At 60.3% G+C, this 15493-nt stretch carries 12 protein-coding genes and 1 pseudogene; 9 read left to right on the top strand and 4 right to left on the bottom strand.

The genetic code is table 11. The features are described 5' to 3' along the window. Positions 1–314 precede the first annotated feature (314 nt). The 8 genes from Q0J81_RS07640 (at position 315) to Q0J81_RS07605 (ending at position 8395) form a co-directional block, all read left to right on the top strand. The gene (locus tag Q0J81_RS07640; RefSeq protein WP_294446971.1) at positions 315–632 is read left to right on the top strand and encodes a hypothetical protein; all 318 of its coding nucleotides are present in this window, start codon (positions 315–317) and stop codon (positions 630–632) included. A gap of 251 nt (positions 633–883) precedes the next feature. Then, complete coding sequence (locus Q0J81_RS07635; RefSeq protein ID WP_294446970.1) at positions 884–1852, top strand: AEC family transporter; 969 nt, start codon at positions 884–886, stop codon at positions 1850–1852. A gap of 106 nt (positions 1853–1958) precedes the next feature. After that, positions 1959–3035 carry a DctP family TRAP transporter solute-binding subunit gene (locus tag Q0J81_RS07630; RefSeq protein WP_294446969.1) on the top strand — a complete coding sequence of 359 codons (1077 nt, stop codon included), beginning with the start codon at positions 1959–1961 and terminating at the stop codon, positions 3033–3035. Positions 3036–3097: 62 nt separating this feature from the next. Beyond that, entirely contained in the window at positions 3098–3568 is a 471-nt protein-coding gene (locus Q0J81_RS07625) for a TRAP transporter small permease (protein ID WP_294446968.1), read from the top strand. A gap of 116 nt (positions 3569–3684) precedes the next feature. Continuing rightward, positions 3685–4980 carry a TRAP transporter large permease gene (locus Q0J81_RS07620; RefSeq protein ID WP_294446967.1) on the top strand — a complete coding sequence of 432 codons (1296 nt, stop codon included), beginning with the start codon at positions 3685–3687 and terminating at the stop codon, positions 4978–4980. A 758-nt stretch (positions 4981–5738) separates the two neighbouring features. Beyond that, positions 5739–6617, top strand: a complete 879-nt coding sequence (locus tag Q0J81_RS07615; protein ID WP_294446973.1) for a WYL domain-containing protein — start codon at positions 5739–5741, stop codon at positions 6615–6617. A gap of 314 nt (positions 6618–6931) precedes the next feature. Beyond that, complete coding sequence (locus Q0J81_RS07610; protein WP_294446966.1) at positions 6932–8074, top strand: hypothetical protein; 1143 nt, start codon at positions 6932–6934, stop codon at positions 8072–8074. A gap of 72 nt (positions 8075–8146) precedes the next feature. After that, positions 8147–8395 (top strand): transcription factor, encoded by a 249-nt coding sequence (locus Q0J81_RS07605; protein ID WP_294446965.1) that lies wholly within the window; start codon positions 8147–8149, stop codon positions 8393–8395. Positions 8396–9056: 661 nt separating this feature from the next. Here the strand turns inward: Q0J81_RS07605 and Q0J81_RS07600 are convergent. Together Q0J81_RS07600 and Q0J81_RS07595 are read right to left on the bottom strand one after the other, a co-directional pair. Then, positions 9057–9344 (bottom strand): hypothetical protein, encoded by a 288-nt coding sequence (locus tag Q0J81_RS07600; protein ID WP_294446975.1) that lies wholly within the window; start codon positions 9342–9344, stop codon positions 9057–9059. Between the two features lie 6 nt (positions 9345–9350). Then, a pseudogene (locus Q0J81_RS07595) lies at positions 9351–9542 on the bottom strand (helix-turn-helix transcriptional regulator); the annotation flags it as partial. 1340 nt (positions 9543–10882) lie between these two features. Between Q0J81_RS07595 and Q0J81_RS07590 the strand changes: the two are divergent. After that, positions 10883–11887, top strand: a complete 1005-nt coding sequence (locus Q0J81_RS07590) for a GGDEF domain-containing protein (protein WP_294446964.1) — start codon at positions 10883–10885, stop codon at positions 11885–11887. Positions 11888–12447: 560 nt separating this feature from the next. Here the strand turns inward: Q0J81_RS07590 and Q0J81_RS07585 are convergent. Beyond that, positions 12448–14262, bottom strand: a complete 1815-nt coding sequence (locus Q0J81_RS07585; RefSeq protein WP_294446963.1) for an ABC transporter transmembrane domain-containing protein — start codon at positions 14260–14262, stop codon at positions 12448–12450. Positions 14263–14389: 127 nt separating this feature from the next. Then, a partial coding sequence (glmS, locus tag Q0J81_RS07580; RefSeq protein ID WP_294446962.1) for a glutamine--fructose-6-phosphate transaminase (isomerizing) occupies positions 14390–15493 on the bottom strand: 1104 nt, incomplete at its 5' end.

Raw genomic sequence — 15493 nt, 5'->3', positions numbered from 1 at the left:
GAGTGTTTATAACTTACGCATAACTATAAGTTTTCGGGAACCCCCAGCCTAGCTGGGGGTTTTCTTTTAACCAAAAAGGCCGCCCGGAACATTCCCGGCGGCCTTCTTTCTGCGCGCCTGCGCCCCGGAAATTCTGCCTTCTGCACGCCGAAGCCGCCTTTCCGCAGCGCTCCCCGCAGAATTTGCGCAGGCCGACGCCCCGGTCAGGCTCCGCAGAGGGCTTTTCCGACACGCCGGACGTATCTTCCGCTCATGCGTCCGCAACGCAGAACTCCGGCCTGCCTCCTGCCGCCCGGCAGGACGTCTCCGCCGCCATGAACGCCGGAGGCTTTCCCGGCCTCCCCGGACGGCAGACGCCCCCGGCAAGAAGGAATAAAAACGCCGCGCCCTCTGCCGTGCTGCAACCATGCTGCAACGCTCCCCGCAGCATTCGCGCAGGAAGTGAAAAAATACACAAAGTGACTGCACAAGCGCCTGCCCTGCCTCTCTTCGCACCGCAAAACCGCTCCGTCGCGAAAAAAAAGCACGGCCACGTCAACGCAAGCTTCGTCTGCGAAACGGGTAACCGGCATGAAATACTACTTCTTTTACAGAGTTTTTATTCTTCAAAAAAAATCTCTCCCTTTATTTGACAATTTTTGAAAACCTACTAATCTGAAAAAAATCGTCTTCCCGGAACGTTTTCTCATCCGCCCCCGGCGGAACGTCGGAAGAGCCCGCAAAGCCGCGCTGCGGCGAGCGACGCATCCGGCTCATGAGGGAGCGTTGTCAGCTCCATTTCAGGAGGTAAGTCATCCCGGGGAGATGTCCGCCGGTTTTTTCTCTCTCCTTGTACGGTACAGGGCCGGAAGCCGAGCGGCAACTTTTTGCCTCAGGCTCCGCCATGGAACGGCTTCTGCTCACTCTGACCATCATCTTCGTCAGTCTCATTGCCGGATATCTCTTCCGTCAGTGGGTGAGTTTGGGCTCGTCTCCCTTCACGGAATCCTCGCTGAAAAGGCTGCGCATCGCCATTCAGAAAACGGCGATGTTCGGTCTCATTCCGCTGTCGGCCATGCTTTCGCTGTGGGGCCTGCCTTCGCCGGACCCGCGGCTTCTGTGCCTGCCTGCGCTCGGTCTTGCGGCGTGGGTTGCGGGCGGCTCGCTCGCCCTCTTCTTCTCCCGGCGCATGGGCCTCGGACGCGCGCAGACCGGAAGCATGTACTGCTGCGGCACCTTCACCAACATAGGCGCGGTGGGCTGCCTTGTGGCGGTCATGCAGTTCGGCGAACAGGCCATTGCCATGGCCTCCCTGTACCGTCTGTGCGAGGAAATGTTCTATTTCGGCGTGGCCGTGCCCGTGTCGCGCAGCTACGGTTCCGCCGCAGGCGCCGGCCCGAAAATGCCGCGTCTGCATCTTGATCCCGTGCTTGCGGCCATACTCTTCGCCCTCGGTCTCGGGCTCTTCCTCAACCTTTCCGGCGTGCAGCGGCCTTCCGCCTTCGGCACGCTCTCAACCGCGGCCATGATTGCGGGCACTGTATGCTTTCTGCTTTCCATAGGCATGGGCCTGCGCCTCTCGCGCATGGCCGCCTATGTGCGCGAGTCCGCCGTCATCTCCCTCATCAAATTTCTTTTCGTGCCCTTCATCGTCACAATGCTGGCCGCACTGGCCGGTCTCGGCGAGGTGGAAAACGGTCTTCCTCTCAAGGTGGTGGCCATTCTCTCCGCCATGCCCGTGGCCATGAACGCGCTCATTCCCCCGTCCCTGTTCGATCTGGACCTGGACCTGGCCAATGCCTGCTGGGTATTCACCACGCTTGAACTCGTGGTCGTTCTGCCCGTCATCATTATTATCCTGCCGCTGCTTTAAGCGGCCGAAACGTGCTCCTGCCCCCGTACCCCGGGCGGGAGTACTCTCCCTTCACACCGGGTGCAACGCGACTTCGCGTCGCAAAGAACATATCCGAGGAGGATTTATGAAGCGACTTTTCCGTACCGCCCTCATGGCCGCCGTCTGTGTGGGACTTCTTTCCGCCCCGGCGCTCGCCGCCTACAAGAAGGAATACAAGCTGAGCGTGGTGCCCGCCGCCACCTCCGGCTGGGGCCTTTCCGCCACCTACTTCGCCGATCTCGTCAGGGAACGCACGAACGGCCGCATCAACATCAAGGTGTATCCCGGCGCTCAGCTCATGGCCGGCAAGCAGACCTCCGAACTGCTGCTCGTGCGCAGAGGCGCCATCGACTTTGCGCTTGCTTCCACCATCAACTGGTCTCCCCAGGTGCAGGAACTCAACCTTACCGCCCTGCCCTTCTTCGTGGCCAACAACCCCGACCGCTACAAGGCCATGGACGCCATTGAAGCGGGCAAATCCGGCCAGATGATCGTGGACGCCGTGGAAAAGACCGGCGTGAAGTTCATAGGCTGGGGCGAAAACGGCTTCCGTGAACTCACCACCAGCAAGGGCCCCATCAACCATCCCGCCGACATGAAGGGCATGAAGCTGCGCGTGTGCGGCACGCCCATCTTCGCCGACATCTTCACCGCGCTCGGCGCCAATCCTCAGGCCATCAACTGGTCCGAAGCCGTGACCGGCTTCCAGCAGGGCATTGTGGACGGTCAGGAAAACCCCACCAACGGCATCAACATCACCCTGCAGATCTGGACCTGGCACAAGTATCACACCGACTGGCACTACATGATCGACCCGCTGCTTCTTACCGCCAACTCCAAGGTGTGGAAGTCCTTCTCCGCCGAAGATCAGGCCATTCTTCTGGACTGCGCCAAGGAAATGGAAAAGTACAGCAAGGCCCTTTCCCGCCTCGGCTTTGACGACGGCTCCTCGCTGGCCTTCCTCCAGAGCATAGACAAGGTTCCCGCCGTGACCGATCCCTTCAAGACCATGGAAGAAAAGGGCATGACCATCGTGAAGTTCACGCCCGAACAGGTCAGGGAATTCTACGACGCCACCCAGAGCGTGCGCGACAAGTGGACCAAGGAAATCGGCCCTGAACTCGTGAAGGCTGCCGAAGCCGACATGAAGGCCGCCCAGTAAACCGTGTTCCGGGAGCGGCTGCCGGGCCGCTCCCGCCTTTCTCATCATCGGGGATTCTCATTATGTGGAACTTTCTGAACGCACGCTTCGAGGAACTGCTCGGAGCCATTCTGCTTGCCGTGATGGCGTGCATCTCGTTCATCAACGTGATCATGCGCTACTGCACCAATCTCTCGTTTTCCTCGTCGGAAGAACTGACCGTCAACTTCTTCGTATGGATCGTTCTTCTGGGCACTGCACGGGCCTTCCGCGAAGGCAACAACTTCAGCATGAATCTGCTGTACGACGCCATGCCCCGCCCCGTCAGAAAGCTCCTGTATATTTTCGGCACCCTTTGCAGCATCATCTTCTTCGCCGCCCTCTGCTGGCAGGGCTACATTGAAGTCGTGGACGAAATCGAGCTCGAGGTGGTGTCCGAATCGCTGGCCATTCCCGTGTGGCTCTACACCATGGCCACGCCGCTCTTCTCCGCCCTCATCATCGTGCGCATTCTCCAGAAGGTCCGGGAAGACTTCCGTACCAGAAACTACTAGACGCCCCGCCGCGGGCCATTCCCGCACGGGACGCTTCCCGACGAACGCACCCCAGCAAAAACGCAACCGAACGGCGCAGAACCGCGCCGAAGCGGTCCCTTCACGGAGAACAACGCATGGACATGGAACTTTTCAAGGACCCGGCATTCTGGCTGCTCATCACCTTCATCATCCCGCTCATCTTCCGCGTACCCATCGCCATTTCCCTCGGTCTTTCCGCCATCTTCGTAGGCTGGTGGTGGGACATGGGCATAGACATGCTCTCCTACAACTTCTTTGCCGGCGTCGCCAAGGTGCCGCTGCTCGCCATTCCCTTCTTCATTCTCGCGGGATTCATCATGGAACGCGCGGGCATAGCCTCGCGCATCGTCACGCTGGTGGAAACCCTCGTGGGCAACATGACCGGCGGCCTTGCCGTGGCCACCGTGGGCGTGGCCACCTTCTGGGGCGCGGTGAGCGGCTCCGGCCCGGCCACCGTGGCGGCCCTCGGCCTCATCCTCATCCCCGCCATGGTCAAGAGCGGCTACGACAAGCCCTTTGCCGCGGCTACGGTGTCCGTCACTTCCGGCCTTGCCATCGTCATTCCCCCGAGCATCGCCTTCATCGTGTACGGCGGCATCGCCGACGTGTCCGTGCCCGCCCTCTTCGCCGCAGGCTTCATTCCCGGCGTGGTGGTGGCCATCTTCCTCATGGGCTCGGTGCTCATCACCTCCCGCAGGAAAGGATACCGCGGCAAGCCCAGAAGCATGCCCGTGTCCAGGGCGCTGCGCGAGGCCTTCTGGGGCGTCATGACCCCCGTGGTCATTCTCGGCGGCATCTACGGCGGCGTGTTCACTCCCACCGAAGCCGCAGCCGTGGCCATCTTCTACGGCCTCTTCGTGGGCGTGTTCATCTACCGCACCATCAACAAGGTCTCCATCCTCATCGACGTGCTCGTGGAATCCGTCAAGGCTACCGCCGTCATCATGTTCGTGGTCACCTGCGCCGGACTCTACGCCTGGGTGGCCAGCACCGTGGGTCTCGTGGAACGCGGCGCCTCCGTGCTGCTTTCCCTGTCCGACAACCCCACCGTGCTGATTCTGCTCATCAACGTCATTCTCTTCATCGCGGGCATGCTGCTCGACGCCATTTCCATCTACTACGTGCTCCTGCCCTTCCTCATGCCCATCATGGCTCATTTCGGCTGGGATCCCGTGTGGTTCGGCGTGATGATGACCATTAACCTCGCGCTCGGTCAGGTGACCCCGCCCGTGGCCGTCAACCTGTACGTGGGCGCCAAGATAAGCAACCTCACCATGGAAGAGATCACCCCGCCCGTGCTGCCCATGCTGGCCGCCTCCGCGCTCGCCCTCGTGGTCATCGTGCTCTTCCCCGACATCACGCTCTTTCTGCCGAGACTGCTCGGCATGTAGCTGAACCTTTCCTGTCGCCTCATGCCGCATGCGCATGAAAGGCCGCGTCCAGAGGACCGCCCTCTCCCGGGGGCGGTCTTCTGCGTTTGCGGCAGGATCAGCAAGCGCCCGCCGCCCCGCCGGTGCGTGCACGGCCAGGACTCCACGCGCCGCAGCACGGCCAAATAGCCCCGGGCAGATGATGACCTGCCCCCCCTGCGGGCGAAACGCGCGTCGTTGACCCGGACGGCCCCGCCCATGGCCTCTTCCGTCTCCCGGCAGCATGACCGGCGTTTCCTGCGCCGGCGCCCCCGCCGGAAAGCAAAACGACAGTCTCGACGCCGAAGCCATGGAGAAACACGCGCCGCCGCACGGCGCAAAGCAACGAAGGCGCTGCAGCTCCCCGCACAAACAATCCACGCATAAGGAGACTCCGACAAAAATATGCGCCCATGAGCCACACTGTTGTGGACTTCCTGCGAGAATCCCTTTGACTTTCCGCCGAATTTCGGCTGTCCAATAAAATAATATCTTTCGTTTAAAAAAGCTCTCCCCAAACCGTACGCCGGAAAAACGCACGCTGACGCGAAAAAAACGGCGACCGTGCGCGTCGTGCGGAAGGCAGATGCGCAAAGCGAAGGCCGTTTGCCCGAGTCCATCTGAACCAGCCTGAAAAATTTCTCTGGAGTCCCTTGACGATGTTTTCCCATCCGACATCTGCGTCTGGCCACGCCTCCTCCGGCGAGGGAGGGTCACGAATTTCCCGACTGTTGCGCATCGTGCAGGCCATCCGCAAGTATCCCCGTCGTTCTCTTGAGGCGCTGCGAAGCGACCTCGGCATAAGCAGAAGTCAGTTTTACAAGGACAAGGCCGCGCTCGCCGAAGCCGGTTTCCGCTTCAGCTACGGCAAGAAGCACGGCTTCCGCATTCTGGAAGACAGACTCGTGTCCACGCTCGATCTGAGCCTCCCCAACCGTCTCGTTCTCATGCTGGCCATGGAACAGCTCTGCGCCACGGACGACGGCCTGCTCGCCTCGCTTGCCGCAGACGCAGGCAGAAAGCTGGCAGGCGGCATGCCCTCGCCCTTTCGGGAACAGATGCTCTCCGCCTTCGACAGGCGTCTGTCGGGCCGGAAAGGAAACACGACGCCGGAAGCGCTCTCGCCGCTGCTCGACGCGGTCTCCCAGGGAAAGAGAATACGCATTCTTTACGCGGGCAGCAGCGCGTGGGACACGCGCTGGCGCGAAATAGACCCCCGGCATCTCTACCTCAGACAGCAGGCGCTGTACCTCTACGCGCGCACCGTGGATGAATCGCCCTGTCAGTGGAAGGCGTTTCGCGTGAGCGGTATTCAGAAGGTGGAAGACACCGGCATGAGCCTGCGCTGGCCCGTGGACGCCAACGACGGATTTTCCGTCAAAACGAACGACGTTCAGGAGACGCCGCCTGCGGGCGGAAACCGCCCCGTGACCATACGCTTCACCGGGCAGGCGTCACGATATGTTCGGGAACGCATGGGCCATGTCGAGAGCCCGCTCAGGCTGAACGATTCGGACGAGGTGCTGTTCACCATGCGCGTCGCCGATCCGCAGGAAATCGTACGCTGGGCGAGCATGTTCGGCAAGGACGCCGAGGTCATTCCCGACAGCGAAGAATGATGCGCGCTTTCCGGGCGGAGCGCGCCCTTCGCCCCGGCGCGGTCTGCCGGACAACGACGACCGCGCCGGTCCCTTCCGACGCTCCCTTCTGCCGGTTCCCGGCCCCCTTCATCGCCCGCGTTTCCCTTCTCTTCCGTCCTGTCCCGGATTTTTTCCTGCGTGACGACAAAAAATTGTCGACAGAGCTTGTGATTTTTTTTATGTCGTTTTATACCCACCTCAGGAGTCCGACTCCGGCAGGGCGCGCCGGTCGTCATGACGCGGCAGGCCGCGTTCCGGCAGACGCCTTGCAACCTCAGCTCAGGGAGATGTTTATGCGCAGAGACCTGTGGTTCAAAGGCGCGAGCCTTGCGCTTGCCCTGCTTATGCCTTCGGCGGCCTTGGCTGCCTCCGAAACGGCACTCATGCAGGCCCCGGCCCGCAACGCGGCCATCATCGCCAAGGTTCCCGGCTTCAAGGCCGCCGACCTCGACCTCTATCTCGGTCAGCGCCGCATCAGCGAAGGCGTGGTCATACGCAAAAGCTTCATCCGCGACGGCAAAATCATCATTCCTCCGGCCGGGCTCTACTACAGCTCGCGCATCGCGAGCATAGGCACCATGACCAACATCGAGGTCATGCTGCTCGGCAAGCGCTACTCGGAGGTGGACGAGGCCTTTGAATACCTCGTGCTGAAGAACCGCGTCATGAAGAAGGGCGATTCCATCAATCTGCTGCCCGACGGCTCCCGCGCCCTGCAGTTCGTAAGCGGCAGCTCCCATCCCTACGGCAACAGCGCGGGCTACTCCAGCCTGCGCATCATGAAGTCTTCCGGCAACTTCTACGGAACCAACTTCCAGGTTGCCGTGGATCCCACGCTCGTGGACGTGAACTCCGGCCAGTTCCACGGTCTCGGCCTCAGCGAGGGACGGCATCCCGTTACCGCCGACACCGGCGAGCCCCTGCAGCATAAGAGCTACTTCGGCGCGTCCATCTATCCGAGCGGCAAGTCCTACCTCATCGTGGGCAGAACCAGCCCCACGGAAGTGGAAGTCAAGGAATTCGCCACGCCCAGCATCACGGAAATATGGCTCACCTCCGAACCGCGCGTTTCCGGCGCCTACAAGGCCGGAGACAGCGTGAATGTCGGCAGCGCCACGGTAAGGATTCTCTCTGTGGGCAAGGACTCGGCAACAATTGCCCTGGCTCAGAACGGCAAGGAAACCGTAAAGGAATTCAAGGGAATGCTCGATGAGCACGCCCTCGACTACCTGCCTTCCAGCCCGGCTGAACGGGCAAAGTGGCAGATGGCCTCCGACGACGGCAAGGTGCGCGTGCAGGTGGCCATGCTTCATCCTGAAGGCGCGCTCACGACCGACGGCAAGGTGCGTCTCGACATGTTCAGCGGCGTATTCAGCCTGAAGAATCCGCAGACCTGGCCGGGCGATCCGCGTTTCACGGTTCGCCCCGACACCTGAGCATCCTGCAGCGAGCTGAATGAGATCATTCTCGAAAACACCGACGAGATCGTTCTCGACAGCACCAGCAACGTGTTTGCTGGCCCCGAAAACTACTTCCGCATCGTGATCGACGACTTTGACGGCAAGCAGGTCAAGGCCTGGCACTTTGAAGACGCCGACGGCAACAGAAGCCCCAATCTCGCTTCCTTCGCCAAGGGGCACAACATCGATCTTCTGGCCAATCTGGAAAACAAGTCCATAAGCCCCTTCGCGCTGCGCCTGTCCCTCAACATGCTCTACGACGACCTTGAAGAGCAGGGCATTGTCATGAGCCGCTGAAACGCCTCCGCCGCATGATCGCGGAATTCCCGAGGCGGGACGATGCTCGTCCCGCCTTTTTTGCGTCCGAAAACGCCGGAAAAACGCCGCAGAAAAGACCCGCTTCTGCCGACGCGGCCAGCTCTTCCGCCGAACCCCGCCGTTGTCCGGCAAAACGCCGGACGCTCAGCCCGGCGTGAAAAACGGGCAGGGAAAGGGCGGCTTCGCCTGTCGGCAGCAGACCGGAGCGCATGGGCTGCGTCACCTCAAAAAACGAAAAGAGACCGCGCGGAGCGATGCCCGGAAAGTCCTCTTTTTCGCGGCCCTGCCCGGCGCGGACGCGTTTTTCTGAAAGTCCGGGACAGAGGATACGCCGCCCCAAAGCCCGTCGTCCAAAAGACCGGATGCGCGTACCTCAGCCTCAGGAAAAGACAGCTCTCAAGCGCCGCACTCAGGCGCTTCGCCCTTTGCGGTCAGACCGAAGAGACCGCCTTCGTCATCGTACGCCGGAAGCCCGCGCCTCACGGAAGACCACGGACACAGCACCTTTTTTCCGACGATTTTTCCGCAGCCATGCCGCGCTCATCAGAAAACACAGGAAGCCTCTCTCGAAGCAGGTGCGCCGTCGACCCGCACAAGACGGCAACGGAGCCGGTCGAACACAGCGACCGCCGCACAGTCGCTACCCCTTTTCCGTTCTCTTACTGGAGCGGGCCGCCGGCGAGGATTCGAAAGGCGGCAAGATCCCCCCATGCTTCTCGCGTTCCTCAAAACGCGCACAGCGCTCCCGAAGTCCGGCGTTTTCCTTCCACAGCAGACGATTCTCGGCCGCCAGTTCCCGACGCTCATCTTCCAGACGATCCAGTCTCTTTTCCAGCAGAAGACAGCGAGAACAGGACGCCTGCTCCTCCGAAATGCCGTCGTCCGCACATTCCGCCGCAGAGGCCGTCACGTCGCATGAATCTTTCATGGGGCCGTATCCCGTCAGAAGCCATTCCAGACGAACCCCAGTTTTTGAACAGATTTTTAGTACAACGTCAGTATTGGGCAGATTTTCATTCCGTTCATAAAAGCCGAGCGATCCCTTGCTTATGCCGAGCTCACGCGAAAATGCCTCCTGAGATATGCTGCCTCGCGCGAATTTTATGCGTTCTCCGAGTGTGTTCATAGGGTAAACGTCCAGCATCCAATGTTCATTCCTTCGGGAGCGCTCCCCAAATATGCATCAACCCCCTGAAAGGAAAATAAAAACCAGAACATTGCACACAATTTTAGTTTTCACCCTATAATTCTGCTTTACTTGAACAGAAAAATGTTCTATAAACAGAAATACGGGCGATTCAAAAGTACCGTTGACTTGTCGACTTTAACCGCTCCGCAAATGAATATCAATGTCCGGATCCCATGATATCCGGACAGGATAACAAGCTTATCATGCCTGTCGGCACTTTTTCCGGGCGTGTCTTTCCGGACGGGCCCGGACGGATGCGTGCTCTCTCCGCGTCCGTTCTAAAAAGCGCGCCGTCCCGCAACGTGCGGGCTGCGCCGGTCCCCGGCGTCCTGCGGCGCCGTGGGGCCATGCCTTTCAACGACGCCGGCCGGAAGGGAAACGCTCCTCGGAGCTGCGGTCGTGCCGACCTCAGGCCGGACATGACCGGAACTTCTTCCCGCCAGGGCCAAAGACACGACTCTTCCGTGCCGGCCAGCGCCTTTTCTCTCCGTGCAGGCTTCTGCGCCGCCCCCGGAGACAAGGTCGGACCCGGGGAATCTGCTCTTGCTGCGCAACGTCATGTTCTGTACGGCCGCCCTGCGGCAAAACGGTCGAAGCCTCGCTCCTGCCGCGCTCTGGCGCATCGAAGCCTTCATCGGCCCCGGCCGACCGCCGGAGACGAACTTCGGCCTCCGCCTTCCTGCGGCACGTCCTCATCTTCGTGCGCCCGGCTCTCCCGTTCTGTCTTCTTCCCGCCTCCTGTGCCTGCTCCGCCCTCTCCGGCTGCGCGTTTTCCTTTCTCCGACTCCTTACGCCGCCGGGGCGTCCGCCGCACCAATGTTTCCCCGGCGTCGCTCCCGTCCTGCCCATCGCCGCTTTTCCGGCGGGCATCCCTTTCTTTCCCCCTCCGTCCGCGGCTTCCCTTCTGTTCAGGGCCTCCGGCGCTTCTGCCGTGCGCATCGTCTCCTTCAGCGGAACGCTCTCCCTTCCCCGTCATGCTCCATCGTCCGGCATCTTCGCGGCTCTTCCGGCAGCAGGGGATCAACGCATGGGACTCTTTTGCTTTTTTCTTGAAAAAAAATTCTGGAGGCCGTATCTTTTTTTCAAACTCTGTGAAAAAAACGGCACCATGCACGCCGTCACAGAATCAACCTGCCATAATGGCTTATCTTTTTCCTATATCCATTGCTGTTGATGGAACATATCATTTCTTCCTTTCACCAAATCATGCATCATGACATTCCCCTTTCAAAAAAATCATGTCGTCATCACATAGAAAAACGGCGCGAGGTTTTCCCATGAACACCGTTCCCGACACTGACGAAGACAGAAAAAAACGAATCTCGGAACTGACCAGTCTTTTTCTGCACAGGCACTACTGCGAAAACGACGCGGGCTTCATTCTGCCGCATCTCGACTCGCAGGTAAGCTGGTTCGGCGCGGCGGAACAGGAATATCTGATCGGCCTTGAAAAGGTGTCGTCCTTTCTGATGAGCCTTGAAGGCCGCGTGCCGAAATGCGAAATTGCCGAAGAACTCTACGACGTCATTCAGCCCGTGCCGGACATCTTCATCTGTTCGGGCATGGCGTGGATTTCCACCTCGCCCGAATCGCTCAGCTACCTGCGCGTGCATCAGCGCATCACTGCCGTATTCCGCTGGAGCGAAGACGGTCCGCGCTGCTGCCATCTTCACATTTCCAATCCCTACACGGAAATGTCGGACGGAGACGTCGGCTTTCCCGAAAAAATGTCCATGGAGTCGCGCAAGTACTTTCTGGAACAGATCGAGGCGCAGAAAAAAAAGATCGAAGAACAGCACTCCTTCATCCATCAGATGTACTTTGAAGACGTGGCCACGGGCCTCTACAACAGAAACAAGTTCAACGAAGTGTGCGAGGCGCTGTCCGGCAAAGACTGCGGCAGACTCGGCATCGCCTACTTCGACCTCAACGGCCTGAAGAAAACCAATGATCTTCTGGGGCATCAGGCCGGCGACCGTCTTCTCAGCCGCACGTCAGCCCATCTCATGCGCGCGTTCGGCAAAAGGGTCTACCGCACGGGCGGCGACGAGTTCATCGTCATCGACCGGGACTCCGACGAGAACACCTTCTACGCCCATGTCCAAAGCGCCCTGAAAAACATGGAACAGGACAGCATATCCATCGCCGCCGGAACCTCGTGGCGCGGCAGTCACGGCAACCTCGACGAGCAGATCAACGAGGCCGACAAAAACATGTATGCGGAAAAACGCCGTTTCTACGCGCGTGCGGAAAACAATCGCCGACGCTGCCCCCGGGACTGAGCCATACTTCCGCCCCCGGTTCACCGCAAGACGGAGAAAACTGGCAAGGCATGACGCGTTCCGCTCCGCGAGGCGTCCGGCTTCTGCCGCCCTGTTCTCCTGCCTGTTTTCCTGAATGATCCCTTCCGCATGGCGCGCCGCCTTAAGCCGCCCCAAAACGAGGGGCGCTTGTCCTCCCCTCTTCATCGGCAGACGGAAGGCCACTCCGCCCCTTGTCCGCGTAACCCGCCTCCTCTGGCCGGACAGCGTCGTTCCTCCGCCCAGCACCGAAAGCCCCCCGTTTTCACCGCTCGCCCCGTAACGGCGCGCGGCCTTTCCCCGCTCCCGCTTTTTTCGCTCATGCCTGCGCGCACGAAACAGCGCCTTCCCCTTGCCTGCCTCTTTTCGCGTGCGGCTCTTTCGGCGCTCCCTTCCGCATGACGCGCCGTCTCTCGCCCCGTCCCGCAGCAGGCCTCACCAGGCTCCGCGCAACACGAACATGGCGCAGACGGGAGTCTTAAAACAGGAAGGGCGGCAGCCCCTTCGGCCTGCCGCCTTTCTTAAAGCCTGTGAAAACGCCGTCAGGCGACTTCTTCCGTCTTCTGTTCCGTTTTCCCGTGATGGATGGGAGCCTTGAACTGCATGTTGTAGAGCGTGCGGTACTGGCCGCCGGGAATGGCCATGAGCTCCTCGTGAGTGCCGAGTTCCGCAAGACGCCCCTCGTGGATGACGGCGATGCGGTTGGCGTTCTTCACGGTGGAGAGACGGTGCGCGATGACGAACACGGTCTTGTCGCGCATGAGGTTGTCTATGGCGCGCTGCACGATTTCCTCGGACTTGTTGTCCAGCGCGGAGGTAGCTTCGTCGAGAATGACGATGGGCGCATTCTTGAGGAAGGCGCGGGCAATGGCCACGCGCTGTTTCTGACCGCCGGAAAGCAGAATGCCGCGTTCGCCGATGTAGGTGTCGACGCCCTTTTCAAGGGAGTCGATGAACTCGGAAAGACAGGCATTGTGCAGCGCCTTCTTCACGTCCTCGTCGCTGGCGGAAGGATTGCCGAGAAGGATGTTTTCCCTGATGGTGCCGTCGAAAAGGAAGTTGTCCTGAAACACCATGGCGATGTGCTGACGCAGATCGTTGAGGGCGAATTCCCGTATGTCCGTGCCGTCCACCCGGATGTGGCCTTTCGTCACGTCGTAGAAACGGGGAATCAGGCTGACGAGCGTGCTCTTGCCGCCGCCGGAGTTGCCCACGAGCGCGAGCATTTCGCCCACGCGCACGTCGAGGTTGATGTCGTGCAGCACTTCCACGCCCTTCTTGTAGGAGAAGGACACGTGTTCGAAGGTGATGCCCTGCTTTATCGCGGGCAGCGGAACGGTCTCATCCTTTTCCTTGAGGGCCTTCGGCCGCTCCAGAATGGAAAACACGCGGTCGATGGCAAGAAACGACTGCTGCACGGAAACCGCCACGTTGGTGATGTTCTTGAGCGGAGTGTAGAGCATGAGCAGCGCGGTGATGAACGACACGAAGTTGCCGGGCGAAATGGTGCCCTGCACGATGAGCCAGCTGCCCATGGCGATGGCGAGACCGAGACCTATGGACACGACGAAGTGCATGAACGGCGTGATCCACGCGGTGCGGCGCGTCATGGCCACGGTAAGGGTGAACACGTCGTTCAGAAGCGAGTTGAAGCGGCTTTTCTGGCGTTCCTGAAGATTGTAGGCCGCGATGGTGCGGTTGCCGGAAAAGGTTTCGTTGTAGGTGGTGTTGAGCTGGAACATGCAGGTATTGTTGCGCGTGACCAGCGTCATGAGCAGCTTTTTCACCTTGGTGAGGGGAGCCACGGCCACCACGAGAATGACGATGGCCAGAATGGAAAGCTGCCAGGAGTTGTAAAAAAGCACGCAGATAAGGGCAAGAGACGAGCATATTCTCGTAAGAAAGCTCTTCAGGTTGCCGAGCAGACCGGAACAGGCGAGTTCCGCATCGGAGTTGAAGCGGAAGAGCACTTCGCCCGAGGTGGTGGTATCAAAATAGGAAGGCTCTATATCCACCAGCTTTTCATAAAGCCTGGCCTTGAGCCCCATGGTGAGCCTGCCGCCCACCCAGGTGTTGAGGTAGGTGCCGCCGAAGTTCAAAAGGCCCTGCACCGTGGTGAAGCCCACGATGAGCAGAGGAATGTACCACGGCGATTCCATGCTCTTGCCCACCACGACCACGTCGGTATAGGGCTTGAGAAACAGCGCGATGACGGCGTCGAGGCTGCCGACGGGCACGCAGATGAGCAGAGACAGGAGAGCCATGGGCCAGAACGGCTTGATGAACGGCCACATACGCCTGTAGTTCACGGCGAACTGGTTTTTCTCCACCATCTGCCGGAGATCAAACTTCTTCATAGATTACTTCCGTTGGCGGTTCTGGGATGCCGAAGCCGGAGCCCGGACAGTCGGCATGCGCGGGAGCGCGGAGAGGCCATGGTAGCCCCTAAGGGCTCCCATGGCAAGAAAACTCTCATCCTCGGGCTTATTCCACGGTCACGCTCTTGGCGAGGTTGCGCGGCTGATCCACGTCCTTGCCGAGGTAGTCGGCCATCTGATAGCTGAAAAGCTGGAGCGCGGGCAGCACAAAGAAGCAGGATATGACGGGATGCGCCGCAGGCAGAACCCAGGTTTCCTCCACGGAAAGATCGGGAATCTTTCCGTCCCTCTCCTGCACGAGCGCAATGACGCGGCCCTGCCTTGCCAGCACTTCCTGAATGTTGGACTTCACCTTGGGGAAGAGCTCGTTGTCGAGCGCCAGCGCAAAGGTGGGGAACTGCGGGTCGATGAGCGCAATGGGGCCGTGCTTCATTTCACCTGCGGCGTAGCCTTCGGCGTGGATGTAGGAAAGCTCCTTGAGCTTGAGCGCGCCTTCCAGCGCCAGCGCGTGACACTGACCGCGACCGAGATAGAAAAAGCTGCGCGAGGAAGCGAAGCGAAGCGCGAGCTGCCCTGCCCGCTCCTGCATGGCGGGAAGCGCGGCGGCAAGCTTTTCGGGAAGATCGCGCAGCGCCACAAGAAGATCCCTGTCGCGCACGGCCGGGCTGCGGCGCTGACCGTAATAGAGCGCCATGAGCGCAATGAGCACCATCTGACTGCACATGGCCTTGGTGGATGCCACGCTTATTTCCGGCCCGGCCTGGGTGTAGAGCACCACATCGGCCTCTCTCGCGATGGAGGACCCCACCACGTTGCACAGGCCTATGACCTTTGCGCCCTTCTCTTTGGCCAGACGCAGCGCGGCAAGCGTGTCCGCCGTTTCGCCGGACTGGCTGATGACCATGACCGCCTCGCCCGGCAGGATGATGGGATCGCGATAGCGGAACTCCGAGGCGATGTCGAGATCTGTGGGAATGCCGCCCACGTTTTCCAGAAGCTGCTGCCCCCACAGCCCGGCGTTGTACGACGTGCCGCAGGCCACGATGTGCAGGCGCGAAGGCACAGAAAGCGCGTCGAGCTCCTGAAGATGCACGGAAAGACTCCCGTCCGGCTCTTCGGTCACGCGGCCGGTAAGACAGTCGGTGATGACCCGCGGCTGCTCCATGATTTCCTTGAGCATGAAGTGCTTGTAGCCGCCCTTGGCCGCGGC

It is taken from the genome of uncultured Mailhella sp. (genome assembly GCF_944324575.1).
Lineage (GTDB): Bacteria > Desulfobacterota > Desulfovibrionia > Desulfovibrionales > Desulfovibrionaceae > Mailhella.
This window is presented reverse-complemented; position numbering and strand designations above follow the sequence as displayed.

What these genes read in the sequence shown, in the direction of transcription:
- Q0J81_RS07640 (WP_294446971.1), top strand. Translation starts at nt 315, where the DNA reads ATGAACGCCGGAGGCTTTCCCGGCCTCCCCGGACGGCAGACGCCCCCG.
- Q0J81_RS07635 (WP_294446970.1), top strand. Translation starts at nt 884, where the DNA reads ATGGAACGGCTTCTGCTCACTCTGACCATCATCTTCGTCAGTCTCATT.
- Q0J81_RS07630 (WP_294446969.1), top strand. Translation starts at nt 1,959, where the DNA reads ATGAAGCGACTTTTCCGTACCGCCCTCATGGCCGCCGTCTGTGTGGGA.
- Q0J81_RS07625 (WP_294446968.1), top strand. Translation starts at nt 3,098, where the DNA reads ATGTGGAACTTTCTGAACGCACGCTTCGAGGAACTGCTCGGAGCCATT.
- Q0J81_RS07620 (WP_294446967.1), top strand. Translation starts at nt 3,685, where the DNA reads ATGGACATGGAACTTTTCAAGGACCCGGCATTCTGGCTGCTCATCACC.
- Q0J81_RS07610 (WP_294446966.1), top strand. Translation starts at nt 6,932, where the DNA reads ATGCGCAGAGACCTGTGGTTCAAAGGCGCGAGCCTTGCGCTTGCCCTG.
- Q0J81_RS07600 (WP_294446975.1), bottom strand. Translation starts at nt 9,344, where the DNA reads ATGAAAGATTCATGCGACGTGACGGCCTCTGCGGCGGAATGTGCGGAC.
- Q0J81_RS07590 (WP_294446964.1), top strand. Translation starts at nt 10,883, where the DNA reads ATGAACACCGTTCCCGACACTGACGAAGACAGAAAAAAACGAATCTCG.
- Q0J81_RS07585 (WP_294446963.1), bottom strand. Translation starts at nt 14,262, where the DNA reads ATGAAGAAGTTTGATCTCCGGCAGATGGTGGAGAAAAACCAGTTCGCC.